Genomic DNA, 22001 nt, shown 5'->3' with positions numbered 1-22001 from the left:
CATGTCCGCCAAGCCGCGCATCCTGTTAGTCGACGACGATCCGATGGTCCGTCTGCTGGTCAGGCAAATGTTGCAAGCCGACGGCTACGAACTGATCGAAACCGAAAACGGCCGAGCCGGACTGGAACAATTTATCGCAGCGGAGCCGGATTTGGTTCTGCTGGACGTGATGATGCCGGAGATGGATGGTTTCACTTGCTTGCAAGGCATGCGTGCCGCCAGCGACAAAAATGTACCGATTGTCATGATGACGGCTATCGAGGATACGCAAGCAGTGGAAGACGCCTTTCGGCTGGGTGCTACCGATTTTATCGGCAAACCCATCCAATGGCCACTGTTGCCGCACCGCATCAGCTATGTGTTGCGTTCGCACCGCACCACGCAAAGCCTTATAGAGCAACAAAGTCTACTCAAGCAAAGCGAACAACGCTTCCGGGATTTGGTGGAAAGCATCGGTAACGAGTACTTTCTGTATTCCCACGATACCGAGCGTATTTTTACTTATCTAGGTCCTTCGGTGGAGCATATCCTCGGCTATAAACCCGACGAACTATATTGCGACTGTTTCGATATCGCGACCAACAACCCGATCAATCGGCTTGCCAGAACCTACACCGAGCAATGCCTGGCGGGCATCAAACCACCGAACTACGAAGTGGAAGTGCGTAGTAAGGATGGCAGTCTGCGTGTGCTCAGCCTAAATGAGTCACCTATGCTCGACGATCACGGTCGTGTGGTTGCAGTGAACGGCCTGGCGCACGACATCACCGAAATGCGCAGCACACAGCAAGCCCTTGCCGATAGCGAGGAACGCTTGCGGCTGTCCATGCAGGCAGCCAAACAAGGTTTTTATGATCTCAATCCACAAACCGGAAATATGATCACCAACGCGGAATACGCCAGCATGCTCGGCTACGACCCCGCGAGTTTCGACGCTACTATCGACAGCTGGATAATGCGCTTGCATCCTGATGACCGGCAACGCGTTTCCGACACTTACCAGCAGTACATCGCCGGAGAACTGGCAGAATATCGTCTGGAATACCGGCAGCGTTGCGCCGACGACAGTTGGAAATGGATATTATCGATAGGCAGTATCGTCGAGCGCGACGCCAATAATCAGCCGGTGCGCATGCTGGGCACCCACACCGACATCACCGACAGTAAAACGGCAGCCGAACGTCTGAATTTGCTGGCCAAAGTGTTCGAAAACAGCGGCGAGGCCATTTTCCTGTGCGATCCGGATACCCGCATCGTGTCCAGCAATCAGGCCTACACGACTATTACCGGTTACAGAGCCGAAGAAGTGCTACAGCAAACGCCCTCAATTCTCGATGCGCGTCATCTTGACCTCAACCACTATCAACGCATCTGGCAGGCCTTGCGCGAAAACGGCTACTGGCAAGGCGAAATTTGGGATACCCGCAAGAACGGCGAGACCTATCCGGCGTGGCTGGGTATTTCCGCGATGTACAACACCCATGGCATCATCAGCCATTACATCGGCATTTTTTCGGACATTACCGAGCGCAAGGCCGCCGAAGCCCAGATCGAATATCTGGCACGTCACGATCCGCTCACCAATCTGCCCAATCGCACCTTATTGCGCGACCGCTTCGACCAGGCCATGGCCCATGCCGTGCGTAACAACACCCTGGTTGGCCTACTGTTTCTGGACCTGGATCATTTTAAAAATATTAACGATACGATGGGGCACGACGTCGGCGACCGCTTGCTGCAAGGCATAGCAGAGCGCCTGGTGCAATGTGTGCGCGAGGTGGACACGGTTTGCCGGCAAGGCGGCGATGAATTCATCATTATCCTCACCGACATTCCCGACATCGACGCGATCACGCAAATTGTGCTGAAAATTCTCGATCAACTGACACAACCCTTTGTCATCGAAGGTGTTACCCTTTGCACCTCCTTCAGCATAGGCGTCAGTTTATACCCCAATGACGGCCTGAATTTTCACGGTTTACTCAACAAAGCCGACACGGCGATGTATTCGGCAAAAAACGAAGGCCGCAATACCTTCCGCTTCTTTTCCAACGATATGAACCTGGCTTCAATCGAGCGGATGAATATCGAGAATGGCCTACGTATGGCCTTGAAGCGCAAAGAACTTCGCTTGCATTATCAGCCGCAATATTCCATACACAACAATACGGTGATCGGTGCGGAAGCCTTGCTGCGCTGGCAACCGGAAAACAGTCCGATGATTCCGCCGGCCAAGTTCATTCCTATCGCCGAAGACAATGGCATGATCGTACCGATAGGCGACTGGGTATTACGCGAAGCCTGTAAGCAAAACAAGATTTGGCACGACGCCGGCGTGAAACTGCTGGTTACCGTCAACATCTCCGCCCTACAGTTTAAACGCGGCAACTTACTGGAATCGGTGCAAAGCGCGCTGGCTGAATCCGGCCTGGAACCGCATTATTTAGAGTTGGAATTAACCGAATCGGTATTGATGTTCGACACCAATGCTGTCATCAATACGATTGCCCAGTTGCGCGCCTTGGGGGTGAGCTTTGCCATCGATGATTTCGGCACCGGTTATTCCTCACTGAGTTATTTAAAGCGCTTTGCGGTGAACAAACTAAAAATCGATCAATCGTTTATCCGGGATTTAACCTCAGGCAAAGCCGAAGACACCGCTATCGTCAAAGCCATCCTGCAATTGGGCGATACGTTGGGCCTGCTGACCTTGGCCGAAGGTGTGGAAACCAAGGAGCAAGCCGAGCAACTGCATCTACTCGGTTGCCGTAAAGCGCAGGGGTTTTATTGGAATCAACCCTTGCCCGCCGACGAATTCTCCCAGCTGTTTACGCCTGATTATCCAAAACCGCCTGGTTAAAATAACTGCCATACCGGCGCCGCGCCGTCCGGCAAGGCCGCCAGACGCCCCAGTTCCAACCATTGATTACCCGGCGCATGAAAATCCGAACCCATCGACGCATGCAATTGATGTTTGCTGGCGTGCAAATAACTTAAGCGAATATCGTCGATGCTGGCCCGCCCGGTCACCACTTCTATACCCTGCCCCCCCGCCGCTTTGAAAGCGATTAAGGCCTTGTTGATCCATTTGCCGCTAAGTTTGTAACGCAGGGGATGCGCCAACACCGCCACGCCGCCTGCCGCCCGTATCCAGCCGACGCAATCGGCCAGACTGGCCCAAACAGTCGGCACATAAGCGGGCTTGCCCTTGCTCAAATAACGATCAAAAGCGTCCTGCTGGGTTTCAACAAAACCTTGATTAACCAGAAAATCGGCAAAATGCAGGCGGGTGATTTCGCCGTTACCGGCGATTTGTCTTAAAGTTGGGTAGGCATCGACTATGCCCTTCTTCGCTAGCTTTTCGGCAATTTTTTGCGCGCGTTGGTCGCGAATCAGTTGTTGCTTGGCAATACCTTCGAGTAAACCCGGATGCTGCGGATCGATGTTCAAACCGACAATGTGCAAACAATGGCTTTCAAAACTGGCCGACAATTCGATGCCGGGAATCAAGCGGATGCCCGCTTGTGCGGCGGCTTGATTAGCCTCGTCTAAGCCGGCAGTCGTGTCGTGATCGGTCAGGGCTAGTGCGGTAACACCCTGTTGTTGGGCGCGCAGCACTAGCTCGGTGGGCGACAAAGCGCCGTCGGACGCCGTGGAATGACTGTGTAAATCGTATAATTCCGACACTATTGGTAATCACCGTAAAGTTTGGCGTACAAGCCGTTTTGTTGTATCAAGGAATCGTGTTTGCCTTGTTCGCAAATCTGGCCTTGTTCGAAGACATACACATGATCGGCCTGTTTCACGGCACTCAGTCTATGAGCAATAATGATGGTCGTGCGGCCTTCCAGAAAGGTGCTCAAGGCTTGGTGCAGTTTATACTCGGTTTCGCTATCCAACGCCGACGTGGCTTCGTCGAGAATCACCACCGCCGGCTGGCTGACTATCATCCGGGCGATGGCCAGCCGTTGTCGTTGGCCGCCGGATAAACGCATGCCTTGTCTACCCACCACAGTATCCAACCCTTGCGGCTGTTCCTCGACGGTGAGCTTCATTTGCGCAATCTCCAAGGCCCGCCACAGTTCCGGGTCGGCAATCTCCCGGCCCAAGGTCAGGTTGGCGCGTATCGTATCGTTTAACAAAGCCGGATGCTGCAATACTGTGGCGACGTGCTCGCGCACGACGTCCAAGCCTATCCGATCCAGCGGTACACCGTCGAAATAAATCATGCCGCTGCCCGGCGGATATAGACCGATCAGGGTTTGTGCCAAAGTAGACTTGCCGCCGCCGCTGGCTCCGACCAATGCAATTTTCTCGCCGGCCGGTATGGTCAGATTAATACCGTTCAGTACCGGTTCGTCCTTATAACTAAAATGCAGATTCTTAACGCTGACCGACACGGTTTTACGCCCGGTAAACGGGTTTTGCAAATGCGGATAATAGGGTTCGCGCTGCAACAGGGTCAGCTGATTAACGCGGGCCAGCGCGGCTTTGGCGGCATAAAAAGACTGCTGAATACTCAGAATCTCCTGCACCGGCGCCATCATGAACCACAGATAACCGAATACCGCCAACATCTCGCCTATGGTCAGATTGGAATACAACACCATCAGCATCGCGGTGGCGCGGAAGATATCGAAGCCAAATAAGAAGGTCAAAAAGCTTAGACGCACCGTCGCGTCGCTTTTCCAGGCATAGATGGTTGAATGATTTTTTACCGCCAGCGCGCTGCCGATTAACTGCCGGCAATAGTGCTCTTCGCGGTTGCTGGCGCGGATTTGATGGATCGCTTCCAGCGTTTCGCTCAAAGCTTGCTGGAATATCGCGTAGGCCTTGTTTTCGTTGGCTTTTAATTCCTTGACCCTGGAGCCCACCGCCCTGGCCAGATAAATCACCAGCGGATTTAAAAAGATAATGAACAAACCCAACTGCCAATGCATCCACAGCAGAATCAATGCCGTGCCGAACACGGTCAGGACCGCCACCAATAATTTGCTGATCGTGGTGCCGATAAAATTATCCAGCGTGTCCAAGTCGGTCACCATGTGCGAGCTGACCGTACCGCTGCCCAGGCTTTCATATTCGGACATCGAAATGTGTTGCAAGTGCTTCACCAAACTCTCGCGGATACGAAAGATCACATCCTTGGCAATATTGGAAAACTGCCTGGTCTGCATAATGTTAAGAATCAAGGCAAACAAGCGCAACAGCAAGCTGACCAGCAAAATAATGGCAATATAAACAATGGGTTGCCGCCACTCGCCCGGTAGCCAGGGGTTGAGACTATTCAGCACTACGCCCGGATGGTTGAGCAAAACCTCGTCTACCAATAATGGCATCAATAAGGGCACCGGTACGCTGGCAACGGTTGCCAATATGGCGACTAAATGCCCGTTGATCAGTTGCTTTTTATGCTGCTTAGCGATGCTGTAGATGTACTGCCAGGAATATTCGGCTTGCGCCGCGCGGTGTGATGTTTTCAAGGTAATGAAACAAATTCGATGAAGTTTAACGATTATAATGGCCCGACCCACTTTGCAAAAACTTCTTGCATAGGGTTTAGTCTCGGCTGTCGTGGAAATTGATATGCATGTTATCCCGTGTTTTTTAATGCTTGCCGCTCTGACCGGCGTTTTGCCGAACAGTGCCCAGGCGGATGAAATCTCCTTAGCCGCCCAACGTCAGCAATTTTTGCGCGCCGAGCAAGCGCTTGACCAGAATCGCGATGCCGAATATTTCGCGCTGGCTTCTGGCCTGAAAGGCTACCCGCTGTATCCTTATCTGCAATACCAATGGCTAAAAAATCATCTGGATGCCGATACCGACATCAAACAGTTTTTAAACGACCACGCCGCCAGCCGTTACGCGGCGGGGCTACGGCAAAAGTGGTTGCTGGCTTTAGGCAAAAAGCAACAGTGGCTAGTGCTGTTGAACTATTACCAAGGCAGTGACGATCCCGAGCTGCAATGCTACGTTGGCCTGGCTCAATTCCAAACCGGCCAAACTTTGGAAGCATTCAATCAAGCCCGCGCCTTATGGTTAAGTGGTAAAACGCAACCGGATAACTGCAATGCCTTGTTCGATGTTTATAAAACATCGCCGTATTTTAATAATGAACTGATAAACCAACGATTTCACGCCGCACTCAAACGTGACAACCAAAGCCTGGCAAGCTCCTTGACCCGTTTCTTCAGCGGCCCGGAACTCAATCTGGCCAACACCTGGTTAAAACTGCACCGGCAGCCTGAAAGCGTTGCATCGGAGACTGGCTGGCGCGAATACCCCGAACAAGCGGGCGAGTTGTTTGCCCATGCGATTGATCGCTGGTTGGAAACCAACGTTGAAGCGGCCATGACGGCTTGGGACAGTAATAAATCGCAAATCGCCATCGCGCCAACAACGGCCGCTTTTATCGAAAAACGCATAGCTATCGCGTTGGCCTTAAAACACGACAGTCGCGCCTACGAACGTTTGTCGCGACTGGAAAATAGCGACGAGTCGGCGCGGGAATGGCGGGTCAGAGCCGCATTGAACACACAAAACTGGCCAGATGTCGCTACCGCGATTGCCGGCCTGAACGACGAAGAAAAATCTCGGGAAAAATGGCAGTACTGGCAAGCTCGCGGTTTGGCGGAAACAGGCCAGAGCGCAGCAGCTAATACCTTATTTCAACAGCTGGCAAAAAATCGCAGTTTTTACGGTTTTCTGGCGGCCGGCAAATTAAGGCAAGCCATCGAGCTAGTCGATAGACCGTTGGCGGTATCCATCGAGGACCTCGAGACTTTACAAAATCGACTGGATTTTCAGGTGTTTTCTGAACTACTGGCTATCGACAGAAAACCGGAAGCCAAACGCCAATGGTGGTACGCGATAGCCAAACTCGACAGTAGTCAATTACCAGTGGCCGCAAAACTGGCACAACAAGCGAATTGTCCGGCCCTGGCAATTGCCACGATAGCCAAGGCCAACCATTGGGATGATGTGAATCTGCGCTTTCCGTTGGCATATGTCCAGCCAATCCAAAGCAACGCAGCCGTGCAACAATTGGATCCGGGTTTAATTTTGGGTTTGATCCGCCAGGAAAGCGCGTTCGATGAATTGGCCGACTCGCCGGCTGGCGCTAAAGGTTTGATGCAGATCATGCCGAACACCGGCCGGCAAATCGCCGCCGACTTGCGCGATAGTTGGGATAGCGATTACAGCCTGTTTAAACCCGAGCTCAACGTCAAATACGGCGCGTTTTATTTCAAAAAACTCCTGCGCCAATTCAATGGCCACGTCGCATTGGCTACCGCTGCCTATAATGCCGGTGCCAACAAAGTGAAGCGCTGGCTGCCGGAAAACCGCGCGTTGCCGGCCGACATCTGGATCGAAACCATACCTTATAAGGAGACACGGGGTTATGTCGCGTCAGTGTTGATGTATAGCTTGATCTACCAGCAGCGCCTGCAACGCGACAGCTTAAAGATCGACGATCTAATGCGTGAGGTAATGCCCGGCTAAAAATTGAGCTGATTTTTTAAGCCGATTATTAGATAATGCCGCAGTTTTTGAACCCACCAACCAGGTAAAAATCAAGATGGAGAAGCAGCACAGTTTCACGCGCGACGAATTATTAATGTCTGGCCGAGGCGAATTATACGGTCCGACCAACGCGCAGCTACCGCTTCCCAACATGCTGATGATGGACCGCATCGTCCATATTTCCGATGAAGGCGGCAAATACGGCAAAGGCGAAATCATTGCCGAGTTGGATATTACGCCCGAATTATGGTTTTTCGACTGCCATTTTCAAGGCGACCCGGTCATGCCTGGCTGTCTTGGTTTAGACGCGATGTGGCAATTGGTCGGTTTCTATTTATGTTGGCTCGGCGGGCCCGGCAAAGGCCGTGCGCTAGGTTGCGGCGAAGTTAAATTCACCGGTCAGGTGCTACCGACAGCCAAAAAAGTCACTTATAAAATCGACTTGAAACGTGTGATTTTACGCAAGCTGGTCATGGGCATCGCCGATGCCACGATGGAAGTCGATGGCAAACAAATCTACGAAGCGACCGATTTGCGAGTCGGCTTGTTTACGTCCACCCAAGATTTCTAAGGAAACCATCATGAAACGCGTAGTGGTAACAGGTTTAGGGATAGTTTCCAGCATCGGCAACAACCGTGACGAAGTGGTCGATTCCTTGAGAACCGGCCGTTCCGGGATCGTTCACGCGCCGGTCTATGCAGAGATGGGCTTTCGCAGCCATGTGCACGGCCCGGTCAACATTGATCTGGATGAAGCGATAGACCGTAAAGTTAAACGTTTTATGGGCGACGGCGCAGCTTATAACTATTTGGCTATGGAACAAGCTATCGCCGATTCCGGCTTGGAAGAGTCGCAAATATCTAATGTCCGCACCGGCTTAGTGATGGGTTCCGGCGGACCATCAACCTCCAATTTGGTGGATTCAGCCGACATTCTCCGCTCCAAAGGCGTAAAAAAAGTCGGTCCGTACATGGTGACACGCGCCATGTCCAGTACCAACACGGCCTGCCTGGCCACGCCTTTCAAAATCAAAGGCGTCAATTACTCCATCAGTTCCGCTTGCGCGACTAGCGCCCACTGCATCGGCCACGCGATGGAATTGATTCAATTGGGCAAACAAGACATCGTTTTCGCCGGCGGCGGCGAAGAATTGCACTGGACTATGTCCGTGATGTTCGACGCGATGGGCGCACTATCGTCAAAATATAATGACACGCCAGCCACGGCCTCGCGCCCCTACGACGAAACCCGCGACGGCTTCGTCATCTCCGGCGGCGGCGGCGTGCTGGTAATCGAAGAACTGGAACACGCCAAAGCGCGCGGCGCAAAAATATATGCCGAGTTGGTCGGCTATGGCGCCACGTCCGATGGCTACGACATGGTACAGCCTTCCGGCGAAGGCGCGGTGCGTTGCATGCAACAGGCCTTGGCTACCGTGCATGACAAAATCGACTATATCAACGCGCACGGCACCAGCACCCCGGTAGGCGATACCCGTGAACTGGAAGCGATGCGCGAAGTATTCGGTGCCGATGGCGTACCAGCCGTTAGCTCAACCAAATCCCTGACCGGACATGCTTTGGGTGCAGCCGGCGTCAACGAAGCCATTTATTCCATACTGATGATGGAAGAAAATTTCCTGAGCGCGTCGGCCAATATCAACCAGCTTGACCCTGGTGCGACGGGCATTCCAATTGTTAGAGAATATCGGGATAACGTCACGCTCAACACCATCATGTCCAACAGCTTCGGTTTCGGCGGCACTAACGCCACGCTGATTTTCCAACGCTATAACGGCTAATTTAAGCGCGGCTAACCTGCCCTTTAGCCGCCTTTTCCAACATCCATGTCAGATCCAGAACACAAATCCCGTACCCAGTTTAACAAACTGCAAAAACGCCTAAGACGCTGCGTTGGCGAAGCCATCGCCGACTTCAATATGATAGAGCCCGACGATAAGTTGATGGTATGCCTGTCCGGCGGCAAAGACTCTTACACGATGTTGGACATTCTGCTGAATTTGCAGAAAACCGCGCCGATTAATTTCGAGATAATTGCCGTCAATCTGGATCAGAAACAGCCGGGCTTCCCTGAACATGTTCTGCCCGAATATCTGCAATCGATAGGCGTGCCCTACCACATCATCGAACACGACACCTACAGCATCGTCAAACGCATCATCCCTGAAGGCCAAACCACCTGCAGCCTATGTTCCCGGCTGCGGCGCGGCACTTTGTATGGATTTGCCAAGGAACATAAGATCACTAAGATCGCCCTAGGCCATCACCGCGACGACATCATCGAGACTTTCTTCCTGAACATGTTCTACGCCGGCAAATTAAAAGCCATGCCGCCGAAACTGCTCAGCGACGATAAACAAAACATCGTGATTCGTCCGCTAGCTTACTGCCGGGAAAAAGACATCAACCGCTTCGCAGCGTTCAAGCAATTCCCTATCATCCCCTGCAATCTGTGTGGTTCTCAAGAAAACCTGCAACGCAAGGCGATGAAGCAAATGCTGAACGGTTGGGATAAACAATTCCCCGGCCGTATCGAAACCATTTTCGCCAGCCTGCAAAATATCGCACCTTCGCAAATGGCCGACGCCAGCTTGTTCGATTTTGCCGGCCTGCGCCGCGATCCCGACGCAAGTCTGCCGCGTGTCGTCTCGGACGAAGCAGGACTGGACATCCTCGAACGCTAACCACGGAACGCAACGATGAAAAACACAATTTTGGTGACGGGCGGTGCGGGCTATATTGGTAGCCACACCTGCGTAGAGCTATTGAATAACGGTTTCGAGGTCATCGTTGTCGACAACCTCAGCAACAGCAAAATCGAATCGCTGAAACGCATCGAAACCATTACCTCGCAAAAACCCGGTTTCTATCAAACCGACATTACCGACCAGAGCGCGCTGCGCGAGATTTTCAAAGCCCATAAAATCGATGCCGTGATCCATTTCGCCGGTCTGAAAGCTGTCGGCGAATCCTGCCAGAAACCCTTGAGCTATTACCGCAACAATATCTACGGCACGCAAGTATTGCTGGAGACTATGCAAGAGTTTGCGGTGAAAAGATTGGTGTTCAGCTCGTCCGCTACCGTTTACGGTGACCCGCACAGCGTACCGATTCTGGAAAGCTTCCCGCTGCAAGCTACCAATCCTTACGGCCGTACCAAACTGTTTATCGAGGAAATCCTGCGCGATGTCAGTAATGCCGATACGTTAAACAACAACAGCCAGCCCTGGCAATTCGCAATACTGCGTTACTTCAACCCCATCGGCGCGCACAGCAGCGGTTTGATCGGCGAAGACCCGAACGGCATCCCCAATAACCTGATGCCGTTTTTATCGCAAGTCGCCATCGGTAAATTGCCGGTCCTATCGGTGTTCGGCAATGACTACCCCACCAAGGACGGCACCGGCGTGCGCGATTACATCCATGTCGTCGATCTGGCGCAAGGCCATATCAAAGCCTTGCAATATCTGCTTGGAAAAACTGCCGATACCGCTATTTGTGATGCGATAAACTTAGGAACCGGCAACGGCTACAGCGTGTTGGACATGGTCAACACTTTTACCGACGTAACCGGTCAGGCTGTGCCCTACAAAATCGCGCCACGCCGAGCCGGTGATGTTGCGGCCTGCTATGCTGATCCAAGCTTGGCTGAAGCAAAAATTGGCTGGAAAGCCGAGCGGGATTTAAAACAAATGATGACCGATACCTGGCGCTGGCAGAAAAACAATCCCAACGGTTACAACTAAACGGGCACCGTAACCAACACCAAACCACCATTCTCAATACGGTTTCTGCCTTTGCGTTTGGCTTCGTACAAGGCAGCATCGGCGGTTTGCACCAATTGCAACGCAATCTCGGTAACCGGTTTTTTTTGTGCCCGGCTGGGTTGATAAGTGGCCACACCAATTGAAATAGTGACCGGTATAGATTGCTCGCCATACTCCACCTGCAAATTGGCAATACTCAAGCGAATCCGCTCGGCAATTTCCGATGCCGTACTTTCGTCGCTTTGCGACAGCAAGGCCACGAATTCCTCGCCGCCGTAACGCGCCAGCACATCGTTATTGCGCAGCAATTTCTTGATGATACCAGCGACGACAGCCAGCACATGATCGCCGGCCTGATGTCCAAAACCGTCGTTGATACGTTTGAAAAAATCGATATCCAGAAATAGACAGGACAATGGCTCCCGATTGCGTTGACTGCGATCCAGCTCCTCCTCTATACGCTGCTCCAAGAAACGGCGATTGTTCACACCGGTCAAGGGATCGACCAAGCTGGTACGCCGCATGGTCTCTACGTTTAAATTGTTTTCCAGACAAATGCTGATCACCGAGGCGATATGCTCGACAAAATCGGTGGCCATGCCTTGCATGAAGCGCTCGTTATGGTAACTACCCAGGTTCAAAGACCCCAAATACCTATCCCGGCGAATCAGCGGCGCAATCACCACAGACGCCGGTTTTTGTTGATTCGATTCGGAGAAAAACTTCTCGCAAATCGTGGTTTGATAGCTGCCCAGAAACGGCTGGTCGGTCAGACCAAAACTATGCCGCAATTGCCATTCGCTACTTGCTAAAAACAGCCCTTCCCTGTCCCGAAAATTATAATTATCCACGTCCAGGTAACTGGCGATCTCGTTTTTAGGGTCAATCAAACACAAGCTGATCACGTCCAAATCGAACAGCGCCTTGGCTTCACCGAGAATGAACTCGATCATTTCCGCCAGCGAACTAAGGCCCAGCAAACGCATTTCGAAGCTTTGCAATCGCTTTAAGGTCAGGCTGTTATGTTGGACGCGGTTGAGCATACCGTCCAAATGACTTTCCAACACTCGCAGATCTGTTGTTATATCCTGTTCCAAACTCAGCCCCACCCGCTTAATCGAGGTGATAAGACTAGCAGTTTTCGCAGGAAAAGTGTGTAGTTGTAGGCACTTCCAGCGCACATCTCCCGTCCACTCTGATTGCAAATAAATCAGGCATTTCACCCATTAAAACGGCATATGCCATACCGGGCCGCCAGGCACTATGCGATTTTGTCTTTAAAAATCAACACATTTGCTTATTGGTTCAAATATTGCTAAGGACCGGTTCTATCGGGTACCTAGCACGTCAAACACGTCTTCGCAATGAACAGACTCACCTTCAACATCGACGATTTATTTTTGAGCCATCGCGATTCGTTGATTCACACTATTTTCGGCATCGTCGGCTGCCCGCAAACCGCCGAAGACCTGGCGCATGAAGCTTACATAAAAATGCTGCACGCCCTAGAAAACCAAGATATAAGCTACCCACGGCCATTTCTGTACCAAATCGCAAAAAACCTGGCACTGGATCATCTACGCAAAGAGCGTGTTCGTCAAAGCGCCGACGACCCAAAAACGGCCGATACGGACGAAGATATATCGCTGCTGGACAATTTGCCGGACGGTACTCCGACGCCCGAGCAGCAAGCGTCCGACCAACAAGAACTGGCATTGATGCTGGCGGCGTTTGAGCAATTACCCGAACGGCGCAGGCAAATTCTGGTGTTGCACAAATTTCACCATTGGAATTACGAGCGGATCGCCGCCTATTACGGCATATCGCGTAGCGCGGTAGAGAAGAATGTACAGGCAGCTCTAACTCATTTATTAGCCAGCCGGCAAGACTAGCCGTAACCTTAGGCCATACTGATTTTCCTTAACACAGCACCAATACTGATAAAATTCGCCCCAATACCTAACCCGCCAACCGCCATGCCTTTACGTTTTGATCAGGAAGTTCCATCGCTGGGTAATGTCCAAGATCAAGCACTTGCCTGGTTTGCCCGCTTACAAGACCATAAAACCGGTGCGGCCGATCAAGCCGAGTTTGCCTGCTGGTTAGCCGCCGACCCCACGCATCAAACCGCTTACGACAAAGTTGTACAACTCTGGCAATCACCGGCATTTAACGGGGCCCTAAGCCAATACGCCAGTATCCCACTTCGGCCGCCCGCACAGCATAAATCGACAATTAGGCGCTGGGCTACAGCCGCCAGCATTACCTTAATTTGCGGCTGGTTCCTGGCTTCAACTGACTGGTTGCAACGCTGGCAAGCAGACATTATCACCGCCACCGGCGAACAGCGCCGCGTAATACTGGCGGACGGTTCCGCGCTGGTTCTTAATACCGACAGCGCCGTAAAACTGGATTACGCCGGCCCACAACGCGGCGTAACTTTATTAAGCGGCGAAGCGTATTTTGAGGTACAAGCTGACAAAGACCGGCCGTTTATTGTGACGACAGAACACGGAACAGTGCGTGTGGTCGGCACCCGCTTCAGCGTCAAAACCGGCAAAACGACCCAGGTGAATGTCGAAAGTGGTTTAGTGATTTGTAGCGCCGAAAATGGGCAAAACCGGCAATTAAGCGTCGGCCAACATACCGAAATTAAGCCCCAAAGCGTTGCGGATATCAGCAACATAGATACCGGTAAAACCTTTGCCTGGCTAAAAGGCCGCCTGATATTTCAAGATCGAACTTTGGCAGATGTGATAAGCGAACTGGATCGCTACCATTCCGGCACCATAATCATCGCCGACACCAAATTGGCAAACATCCGGATAACCGGAAATTACAAACTGGAAGATACCGATAGCCTGCTGCGAACCTTGGCGAACATAACCGGCGCCAAAATCGTGAATATTTCCACTTACCTGACGATATTGAAAAACTAAATCGCCCCCCAACCATTAGGTATTGATTGGAAAATCATTCGCCCGATTCCACAATCTCCGGCCAACGCCCTACTCGCCAATCAAAAAATAATTTTCTCGCCAACTGTGTATTCCTTTTCCTGAAACGTCTCGTTAGCCATGTGCGTTGCAACGCCCTACCAGACAACAATCCAGACAAGGAGTACATATGAAGCCCCCACACCTGCCCCCGCCTTGTGCATTACGCAAACTCAGCATCGCCATAGCCCTGAGTTTGCCCGGCCTGATAAGCATCCCCGCGCAAGCCGCCGAGACCGTCGCCAGCCAACAAGGCAGTCAACGCTTTAATATCCCAGCCCAACCGTTGACTGATGCCATTAACGCCTTTATCAGTAGCAGCGACTGGCAAGTAGGCTATCCCGCAGACCTGGCCAAAAATTGCCTATCCAGCAACCTTAACGGCTACTTCACCCCGCAGCAAGCCCTACACATCTTGCTGCAAGGCACCGGCCTCAACTACCGCATGACCGGTGATAACAAAGCTACGCTGGAAAAGGTGGCCGTTAGTGAACCGCAATCGGCAACGACTATGCCAGCGGTGACGGTGACAGGGAAGGCGGTTTACGATTCGACCGATCCTTACAACCCGGATTACAACCGTACTAGCGCCAGCACGGCCACCAAAACCGACACGCCGATCATGGAAACGCCGTTTTCGGTGCAAATCGTGCCGAAGCAGGTTTTAGAGGATCAACAGGCCGTACGCTTGAAAGACGCGCTGAAGAACGTCAGCGGCGTAATGCCGGGAGGCGAGCAAGGCCGTAGCGACGAATTTATCATTCGCGGCTTTAGAAATAACACGATCTATCGAAACGGTGTTTTATCGCCGGCGTTAGGACAGAGAGTCGGCATGAATCGCCGAGAAACGGCGAATCTGGAAAGAGTCGAAGTGCTGAAAGGTCCGGGTTCGATTCTCTACGGACGAGCGGAACCGGGCGGCATCATGAACGTCGTGACCAAACAGCCGTTGGCGACCCCTTATTATTCGCTGCAGCAGCAATTCGGCTCGTTCGATTTTTATCGCACCACGCTCGATGCCACCGGCCCGATTACCAAAGACGACAGCTTGCTGTACCGATTCAACTTCGCCTATCAGGATTCGAAATCGTTTCGGGAGTTCGTAGGGGACGAGCGCGTGTTTGCGGCACCTGTGCTGCGCTGGAATATCGATCCGCGCACGCAAGTCACTTTCGAATTCGAATATTTAAAGGACGACTATTCTCTGGAACCAGGCATTCCCAATGTAGGCAACCGTCCGGCACCGTTACCGCGCGAGCGTAATTTATCGGAGCCTTATACAAAACGCAGCAAGGAATTCATGCTGGCTAGCATGAATTGGTCGCATGAATTCAATGACAATTGGACTTTACGCCATCGTTTCAGCTACGAAAATTTCGAAAACCAGCATACCGGCTTGTTCTTTCTAGGCAATGTCTCCGCGAACGGTACAATCAACCGCCGTTTTTTTGTCGACAACTTCCCATCGCAGCGCTATTTCAACAATGTAGATCTCACCGGAAAGTTCGAGACATTTGGGTTCAAACATACCTTACTTCTCGGCGGCGATTATTTTCGCGCCGACGATCAGATTACTCAAATTGGCGTCGCTGCTCCGGCTATCAATATCTACAATCCTGTCCATAGTCCCCTGCCGCCGCTGCCAGCTCCCACTTTTGGCGACAAAACCACCGCTTGGTACGGGCTTTTTCTTCAGGATCAGATCGAACTGCCGTTCAACGTCCACGTTTTGGGAGGACTTCGTTACGACAACGCAACGGTCGATAACAACCTACTAGGCCGCACCGTTTCCGACGACGACCGAGTCAGTCCTCGCGGCGGTGTACTCTGGCGCCCTCTGAAATGGTTATCGCTATACGGTAGTTACACGGAGAACTTCAGCCAGTCGAATAGCCAGTTTAGGACGGACGGCGTCATTCTGCCACCGGAAACGGCCCAGCAATGGGAAACCGGGGTAAAAACCGAGTTTTGGGATGGCCGTTTATCGGCGACCTTGGCGTATTTCGACTTGACCAAACAGAACGTGCCCGTATTCGACCCTCTGAATCCCTTGGTGCCAAAAACGGCCGGCGAAGCCGAAAGCCGCGGTCTGGAATTCGACCTATCGGGCGAAGTTTTGCCGGGTTGGCGAATCATCGGTGCTTATTCGTATCTGCCGTTTGCCAAGATCACCAAAGATGTCGCAGCAGGTGGGGGTATTGGCAATACCGGTAAGCGTCTGGTGCTCGATCCGCGTCATTTTGGCAGCTTGTGGAATACCTACGAATTCCAGACCGGAGATTTGCAGGGGCTTAAATTTGGTGCCGGCGTCACCGCAGTCGGCCAACGGCAGGGCGATACCGCCAATACTTACCAACTGCCCGGCTATGCCACGCTAAATCTGATGGCGAGCTATTCGATGTCGATCAATTCGGCGAAATTAACTGCCCAAGTTAACGCTGATAATCTGTTGGACAAGCACTATTTCGCGGCATCCAATGACGGAAATCAAATATTTTTCGGAGCCCCGCGCACCTTCATGGGGTCGATTCGGGTGGAATATTGAACGACGAGACGGGATATCGGCCTGCGCTCCGCACGGCCGGCACTCACCTGACACACACAAATCAGGCAACAATCTTGTGAGGATTTTCAATGCTTAGCTCGATGGCGATACCGAAAGCCGACACCCGGCTGGTCAAACTCAAAGCCCGCCGCAAACTGTGGCTGGATGCGCATTTATATCTCGGCCTGATTGCCGGTGCGGTATTGACTGTAGTTGGCTTGACCGGCAGTTTTGCTGTTTTCTTTGTGGAATTGCAGGAGATTTTAAACCCGGAGCTTGCTTTAGTTTCAACGCCGGTTGAAGATCGAAAAAAGTTGCATTCCTTGGATGAGATGGTTGCCGCGGCGGAATCCGTCAAGCCGCTGGGCAGCCGATTTTTCAAGCTCTATTACCCCCGCAACCCCGATATCGCCTACAAGTTTTTGTACTTTATCAGGGATGACAAACAAGCGAAAAACGGCGACGGCTATTACATTTTTGTTGACCCTTACACAGCAAAGGTCAACGGCACACAACTGTATTATCTTAAGGATCGATATTGGGGACGGCCTATCGTCGGCTTCATCATGCAATTGCACTGGTGCTTGCTGCAAGGCAGAACCGGTGCCGACATTAACGGTATTTTGGCCGCGATTTCCATCGTTTCCGTATTGACGGGATTGATACTCTGGTGGCCGTTGACCGGAAAATTCAAACAAGCTTTGACCGTTAAACGCAATGCCAGTGTGGTGAGATTTAATTTCGACCTGCATAAAACATTCGGCTTCTATTCGGCTATCGTGCTGCTGCCGGTATTGTTTTCCGGCGTTTATTTTAATCTGCCTGAGCAGGTCAATGTGCTGGTCAAATTGTTTTCTCCGGTCAGCCGTCCGACTGCTTTTAACACTATCCCGGCAGAAATTCGCAGCAAACCGCCGCAAGCCGGACAACAGGCCTTAAGTTTGTCAACCGTGGAAGCCATTGTGCAAGAGCACTACCCCACCGGCCGCTTATGGATGCTTGATGGGCCGAAAAGCCCTGAAGGCGTCTATAAGGTAATGAAGAAGGATGTGACCGAGTTAAGTCACTTTGTCGGTTATCGTGATATTGCCCTAGACCAATACAGCGGCGAGATAGTCAAAGTTTACGATAAAAGCACCGGCAGTAACGGCGATATATTTCTTGACTGGCAATGGCCTCTGCATAGCGGTTACGCTTTCGGTTGGACGGGGAGGATGTTGGTATTTTTCTCCGGCTTGGCTTGCCCGGTGTTGTATATCACTGGCGTGATTCGTTGGCTGCAAAAACGGCGGGCGAAACAGCCTCTAAAGTCACACCGCCAAAACCAAAGCCAACCGGCGCAGGCCGCGGAATCCGTTTATTAACCCGGTCCTTAAATCCTGTTCGCGCTCAGCCCGAACGGAATACCCGTGATAAATAGGAACCGAGTAAATAAGCCATTCAGGAAACCATTTCCCCGTCTGCCGGTCCATTTTAAGTGCGAGTTAAGCCTTTAAGGGTTTAATCGCCACGCAGTCGGAGCCCGGCTTCTATTGGCAATACCCTGTAGAATCAACACGCCGCCCGACTCAACGTATTTATGAACAGCATCCAGGACGAAAAATAATGACTAAAAGATTACTTGCTATCGCCATCGGTACCAGCTTGTTGACAGCCTGTACCACTAACCCCTATACCGGCCAGTCCAGCATGAGCAATCTAGGCAAGGGCGCCGGCGTCGGCGCGGCAGTGGGAGCAGGCGCCGGTACTTTATTCGGCGGAAACGACTGGAAAAACGCCGGTCTGGGCGCATTAGCCGGTGCTGCGGTGGGTGCCGGTGTCGGTTACTACATGGATAAACAACAGGAAGAGATGCAGCAATCGCTGCAAGGCACCGGGATTGAAGTGCAACGCACCGCGCAAAACCAGCTGACCTTGAACATGCCCAGCACCAGTGATGTGACGTTTGCTTTCGCCAAGGCCGACTTGACACCGGAAGCCCAGAATGCGCTGGACCCCATCGCCAGAGTGTTGACCAATTACCCTGAGTCGACGATTTCCGTAACCGGCCACACCGATGATGTCGGCTCGGATGCCGACAATCAACGTTTATCCGAAGCACGAGCTTCCAGCGTGGCCAACTTTTTGGCGCAACGTGGTGTGAACCGGATGCGTATCTCCCAGCAGGGTATGGGCGAAAGCTCACCGAAGGTCTCGAACAGCAGCGATGCCAATCGGGCGATTAACCGTCGGGTGGAACTGGCGATCAACGCCAATCAGAACGCCGGCGCCGCACAACAACCGCAGCAAGGCTACCCGCAACCGCAACAGACCCAGCCGACTCAACAACAAGGCGGTTATCCGCAACAGAATTACCCGCAGCAAAACCAACCGTATCAGCAGGGTTACCCGCAACAACAAAGTTACCCTCAGCCGAATCAGCAATACCAGGGTTACCCTCAGCAACAGGGGTATCCACAGCAAACTTATCCGCAACAGGGTTACCCGCAACAGAACCAGCAATATCCGCAGTATCAACAGCCTTATTATCAACAACAATAAGGCTTCAATTACAAGCTAGCCGTAATAAAAAACCCGCTTCTTTCCGGGAAAGAAGCGGGTTTCATTTTAGCCCCCCCGGAAATTCGGTTCGCGTTTAGCCGCTACATGTTATTGATTTCAAGCGTCGCCGGCCCTGACATCGAACTCAATTTTCCAGCGCTGTTGATCGCGTTTGGAAACGGCTTTTAATTCCAAAGTTCCCACTTCGGTCACTGCCGCCGACAAATGCACCGGGACGATGTCGCCGGCATGCCGGCCTTCTTCCGGTAACGTGATTTCTATTTCATCCAGTTCTTCCAGTTCGTCGTCTTGCCAATACTCCAAACGCACACCTACCGCATCGTCGCGGCGGGTTTTTGAACCGAAAAAGCGGAAGCGTACTGGTTCACCAATGATCAAACCGAATTCGTCGTTAGGCAATTCCTGTTCACTGCCCTCCTCCATCCCAAACGGTGCGATGCACAAGGCTTCGATTTCCGCAGGCAATCCGGGCACTGCCGGCATGGCACTCTCAATACCGACGTAATAAGCCGCCGCCGTGCCGCCTTTAATTCTTACGCCCTTGCCTTTGCGGACAAACCCGTAATATGCCGCGCCCCGTGCCACTGCCAAATCCAGATCGGCGCCTTGCAATAATCGGGCTGGGTCGGCTTGCTCGGTTTGCAGCCAGCTATTCAATATTTGCATCAAACGCTCAGCCATTACGCCGGCTTTTAACACCCCGCCGTTGAACAATACCGCTGTTGGATGCAAGAAGCTGGCATGTTCCGGCAAGACATGATCGGACAACTCGCCGGTCGCTTCTTTTTGCCGCGACAAGAATGCCGCTAAGTGACGAGTGATGCCGGCATCCTGCGCATATGGCAAACCGGCGGTGCGTAAACCGCTACGTGGCCTGACGACAGGTCTTTCGTTAACGGAAATCCACGGTAAAAAGCCCTCCACCAGCACTCGATTCAATTCGTCGCGAGTCAGTTCGGTGCGCAAGGTACCGCCAATCAAAGATGAGCCACGGCTGGCTACTACCAGAGGCATACTGCCCAAATCGGCTTGGTTGAATAGTTTTTCCTTTGCTTCCCGGCAAGCATGCGTTAAAGCCTGCACTTGCCAGCTTTCCAATCGTTTACCGGTTTCTTGTTCCAATTTGGCTTTGACGGTATAGGCCAAGGCCAAATCCATGTTATCCCCGCCCAGCAAGATATGGTCGCCAACCGCAACCCGATTCAATTGCAAAGCGCCGTCCTGCTCGGTAACCGCAATCAGCGACAAGTCGGTGGTGCCGCCGCCGATGTCGGCTACCAAAATCACATCGCCGATTTGCACATGATTACGCCAGTCGCCTTCGCTGTTTTCAATCCAGCTATATAGCGCTGCTTGCGGTTCTTCCAGCAACACTGCCTGCCCCAAACCCACCGCGCGCGCCGCCTCGACAGTCAATTCGCGAGCGGCCGGGTCGAACGAGGCCGGCACGGTGATCGTTACGTCCTGATCTTGCATATGGTGCTCTGGAAAACGATGATTCCAGGCATCGCGCAGATGTTGTAGATACGCTTTGGTTGCCGCAAACGGGGAAATGCGTTCCACATCTTCCGGCGCTTCGGCTGGCAAAATCGCTTGTTTACAATCGACGCCGGCATGGCACAACCAACTCTTAGCGCTGGATACCAATCGGATAGGAGTTTTGCTGCCCAGATTGCGGGCAATTTCGCCAACCAGATATTCCGGCTTAGCGGTCCACGGCAACGCGGTTGCGCCGTCGGCAATCTCGGCGGAATGCGCCAAATAGGTAAACGACGGCAGTTGCGCTTTGTCTTCGATAACGCCAGGGCTAGTCAGCTGCGGAATCGCCAACACATCCAAAACTACTTGGTCGTCGCCGGCTTCCAGATCGACATAAGACAAGACGCAATGCGTGGTACCTAAATCGATACCGACCGAATAACGTGCGGTCATAATTCCACCTCGGCCGGCGCGACGATCTTGGCGTTATGGCCTTCGGTTAATTTTGGCAAGCGCAGATCGGTGACTTGCCAACCTTTATGCACCAAAGTACCGGTAAACGGCGCTTCGCCGACGATATTGCCGGTCAAACGGAATGACGCTGCATCGAAGCCTTTGTTAAGGGTGACGCGATTGCCTTCGGGATCGTTGCTGACCGGCGCCAGCGTGAAATGCTCGCTTACCGCTTTGCTGCAACCTTGATGCACCACCCGCGCGGCCGCGCCGATTTCGGCATCGGAAAAGGCACTGACGTCTTCTTTGATGAAGTCAATAAAGCGGGCTTCTTTTTGCAGCAAACTCAATAATTGCAGCGCTGCATCCGGGGTAGCCTCCTTCAAAACCACCGGTTCAGGCGCCGGCGCCTGGACGATTTTTTCCACTTCGACAATCTTTTCGACGATTTTAACTTCCGGTTGCGGTGCGGGGGCGGGAGCGATTAATGCCGGTGCTGCGGATTTACAGCGGCGCATGCCCAGCAGAACCGAGACTAAAACCACAATCAGGAGCAAAGCCAGCAGCGCGGCCGTACCGGCCAAACACACGTGCCACAAATCGAAGGTGGTCGGGCGCAAGGATAAATCGATGGTGTAGGTATTCATGAATAAC

16 protein-coding genes are annotated in these 22001 nt (G+C 52.4%); 11 read left to right on the top strand and 5 right to left on the bottom strand.

Translation table 11 applies throughout. The features are described from left to right. Position 1 precedes the first annotated feature (1 nt). Positions 2-2860 (top strand): EAL domain-containing protein, encoded by a 2859-nt coding sequence (locus tag ACR64Q_RS07765; RefSeq protein WP_313734181.1) that lies wholly within the window; start codon positions 2-4, stop codon positions 2858-2860. Here the strand turns inward: ACR64Q_RS07765 and ACR64Q_RS07760 are convergent. Next, on the bottom strand, positions 2857-3687 hold the full coding sequence (locus tag ACR64Q_RS07760) for a PHP domain-containing protein (protein WP_313734180.1): 831 nt from the start codon (positions 3685-3687) through the stop codon (positions 2857-2859). The genes ACR64Q_RS07765 and ACR64Q_RS07760 overlap by 4 nt on opposite strands. Continuing rightward, on the bottom strand, positions 3687-5483 hold the full coding sequence (locus ACR64Q_RS07755; protein ID WP_026146849.1) for an ABC transporter ATP-binding protein: 1797 nt from the start codon (positions 5481-5483) through the stop codon (positions 3687-3689). Before ACR64Q_RS07755 ends, ACR64Q_RS07760 begins: the two co-directional genes overlap by 1 nt. A gap of 103 nt (positions 5484-5586) precedes the next feature. Here ACR64Q_RS07755 and ACR64Q_RS07750 point away from each other — a divergent pair, with 103 nt between their 5' ends. The 5 genes from ACR64Q_RS07750 to galE all read left to right on the top strand — a co-directional run bounded on the left by ACR64Q_RS07750 (position 5587) and on the right by galE (position 11291). Continuing rightward, positions 5587-7503, top strand: coding sequence for a transglycosylase SLT domain-containing protein (locus tag ACR64Q_RS07750; RefSeq protein WP_313734179.1), 1917 nt, complete (start codon positions 5587-5589; stop codon positions 7501-7503). 76 nt (positions 7504-7579) lie between these two features. Continuing rightward, a complete protein-coding gene (gene fabA / locus ACR64Q_RS07745) occupies positions 7580-8095 on the top strand; it encodes a 3-hydroxyacyl-[acyl-carrier-protein] dehydratase FabA (protein WP_026604481.1) in 516 nt (171 codons plus the stop codon). A 10-nt stretch (positions 8096-8105) separates the two neighbouring features. Next, complete coding sequence (gene fabB, locus ACR64Q_RS07740; protein WP_313734177.1) at positions 8106-9326, top strand: beta-ketoacyl-ACP synthase I; 1221 nt, start codon at positions 8106-8108, stop codon at positions 9324-9326. Positions 9327-9371: 45 nt separating this feature from the next. Next, positions 9372-10229: a tRNA 2-thiocytidine(32) synthetase TtcA gene (gene ttcA / locus ACR64Q_RS07735; protein WP_313734176.1), complete on the top strand. Its 858-nt coding sequence runs from the start codon at positions 9372-9374 to the stop codon at positions 10227-10229. A 15-nt stretch (positions 10230-10244) separates the two neighbouring features. After that, positions 10245-11291: a UDP-glucose 4-epimerase GalE gene (gene galE, locus ACR64Q_RS07730; protein ID WP_313734174.1), complete on the top strand. Its 1047-nt coding sequence runs from the start codon at positions 10245-10247 to the stop codon at positions 11289-11291. Here the strand turns inward: galE and ACR64Q_RS07725 are convergent. Beyond that, positions 11288-12409: a sensor domain-containing diguanylate cyclase gene (locus ACR64Q_RS07725; RefSeq protein WP_313734173.1), complete on the bottom strand. Its 1122-nt coding sequence runs from the start codon at positions 12407-12409 to the stop codon at positions 11288-11290. The genes galE and ACR64Q_RS07725 overlap by 4 nt on opposite strands. 267 nt (positions 12410-12676) lie before the next feature. Here ACR64Q_RS07725 and ACR64Q_RS07720 point away from each other — a divergent pair, with 267 nt between their 5' ends. The 5 genes from ACR64Q_RS07720 (at position 12677) to ACR64Q_RS07700 (ending at position 19394) form a co-directional block, all read left to right on the top strand. Then, the gene (locus ACR64Q_RS07720; RefSeq protein ID WP_313734172.1) at positions 12677-13204 is read left to right on the top strand and encodes an RNA polymerase sigma factor; all 528 of its coding nucleotides are present in this window, start codon (positions 12677-12679) and stop codon (positions 13202-13204) included. A gap of 84 nt (positions 13205-13288) precedes the next feature. After that, the gene (locus tag ACR64Q_RS07715) at positions 13289-14251 is read left to right on the top strand and encodes a FecR family protein (RefSeq protein WP_313734171.1); all 963 of its coding nucleotides are present in this window, start codon (positions 13289-13291) and stop codon (positions 14249-14251) included. A 187-nt stretch (positions 14252-14438) separates the two neighbouring features. After that, on the top strand, positions 14439-16853 hold the full coding sequence (locus tag ACR64Q_RS07710; RefSeq protein WP_313734170.1) for a TonB-dependent siderophore receptor: 2415 nt from the start codon (positions 14439-14441) through the stop codon (positions 16851-16853). A gap of 89 nt (positions 16854-16942) precedes the next feature. Further along, entirely contained in the window at positions 16943-18217 is a 1275-nt protein-coding gene (locus ACR64Q_RS07705; RefSeq protein ID WP_313734168.1) for a PepSY-associated TM helix domain-containing protein, read from the top strand. 241 nt (positions 18218-18458) lie between these two features. Beyond that, positions 18459-19394 (top strand): YiaD family glycine zipper/OmpA-like lipoprotein, encoded by a 936-nt coding sequence (locus ACR64Q_RS07700; RefSeq protein WP_313734166.1) that lies wholly within the window; start codon positions 18459-18461, stop codon positions 19392-19394. A gap of 117 nt (positions 19395-19511) precedes the next feature. On the opposite strand, the gene ACR64Q_RS07695 is transcribed toward ACR64Q_RS07700, so the two are convergent. Further along, positions 19512-21347, bottom strand: coding sequence for an Hsp70 family protein (locus ACR64Q_RS07695; protein ID WP_313734164.1), 1836 nt, complete (start codon positions 21345-21347; stop codon positions 19512-19514). Further along, positions 21344-21994 (bottom strand): DUF2760 domain-containing protein, encoded by a 651-nt coding sequence (locus ACR64Q_RS07690; protein WP_026604470.1) that lies wholly within the window; start codon positions 21992-21994, stop codon positions 21344-21346. The genes ACR64Q_RS07695 and ACR64Q_RS07690 overlap by 4 nt, the downstream gene beginning before the upstream one ends. Between the last annotated feature and the right edge of the window lie 7 nt (positions 21995-22001).

This window comes from Methylomonas sp. 2F7 (genome assembly GCF_057126975.1).
The sequence above is the reverse complement of the archived record's forward strand: the minus strand, read 5'-3'. Positions and strand labels throughout refer to the sequence as shown.

What these genes read in the sequence shown, in the direction of transcription:
- ACR64Q_RS07765 (WP_313734181.1), top strand. Translation starts at nt 2, where the DNA reads ATGTCCGCCAAGCCGCGCATCCTGTTAGTCGACGACGATCCGATGGTC.
- ACR64Q_RS07750 (WP_313734179.1), top strand. Translation starts at nt 5,587, where the DNA reads ATGCATGTTATCCCGTGTTTTTTAATGCTTGCCGCTCTGACCGGCGTT.
- fabA (WP_026604481.1), top strand. Translation starts at nt 7,580, where the DNA reads ATGGAGAAGCAGCACAGTTTCACGCGCGACGAATTATTAATGTCTGGC.
- fabB (WP_313734177.1), top strand. Translation starts at nt 8,106, where the DNA reads ATGAAACGCGTAGTGGTAACAGGTTTAGGGATAGTTTCCAGCATCGGC.
- ttcA (WP_313734176.1), top strand. Translation starts at nt 9,372, where the DNA reads ATGTCAGATCCAGAACACAAATCCCGTACCCAGTTTAACAAACTGCAA.
- galE (WP_313734174.1), top strand. Translation starts at nt 10,245, where the DNA reads ATGAAAAACACAATTTTGGTGACGGGCGGTGCGGGCTATATTGGTAGC.
- ACR64Q_RS07720 (WP_313734172.1), top strand. Translation starts at nt 12,677, where the DNA reads ATGAACAGACTCACCTTCAACATCGACGATTTATTTTTGAGCCATCGC.
- ACR64Q_RS07715 (WP_313734171.1), top strand. Translation starts at nt 13,289, where the DNA reads ATGCCTTTACGTTTTGATCAGGAAGTTCCATCGCTGGGTAATGTCCAA.
- ACR64Q_RS07710 (WP_313734170.1), top strand. Translation starts at nt 14,439, where the DNA reads ATGAAGCCCCCACACCTGCCCCCGCCTTGTGCATTACGCAAACTCAGC.
- ACR64Q_RS07705 (WP_313734168.1), top strand. Translation starts at nt 16,943, where the DNA reads ATGCTTAGCTCGATGGCGATACCGAAAGCCGACACCCGGCTGGTCAAA.
- ACR64Q_RS07700 (WP_313734166.1), top strand. Translation starts at nt 18,459, where the DNA reads ATGACTAAAAGATTACTTGCTATCGCCATCGGTACCAGCTTGTTGACA.
- ACR64Q_RS07695 (WP_313734164.1), bottom strand. Translation starts at nt 21,347, where the DNA reads ATGACCGCACGTTATTCGGTCGGTATCGATTTAGGTACCACGCATTGC.
- ACR64Q_RS07690 (WP_026604470.1), bottom strand. Translation starts at nt 21,994, where the DNA reads ATGAATACCTACACCATCGATTTATCCTTGCGCCCGACCACCTTCGAT.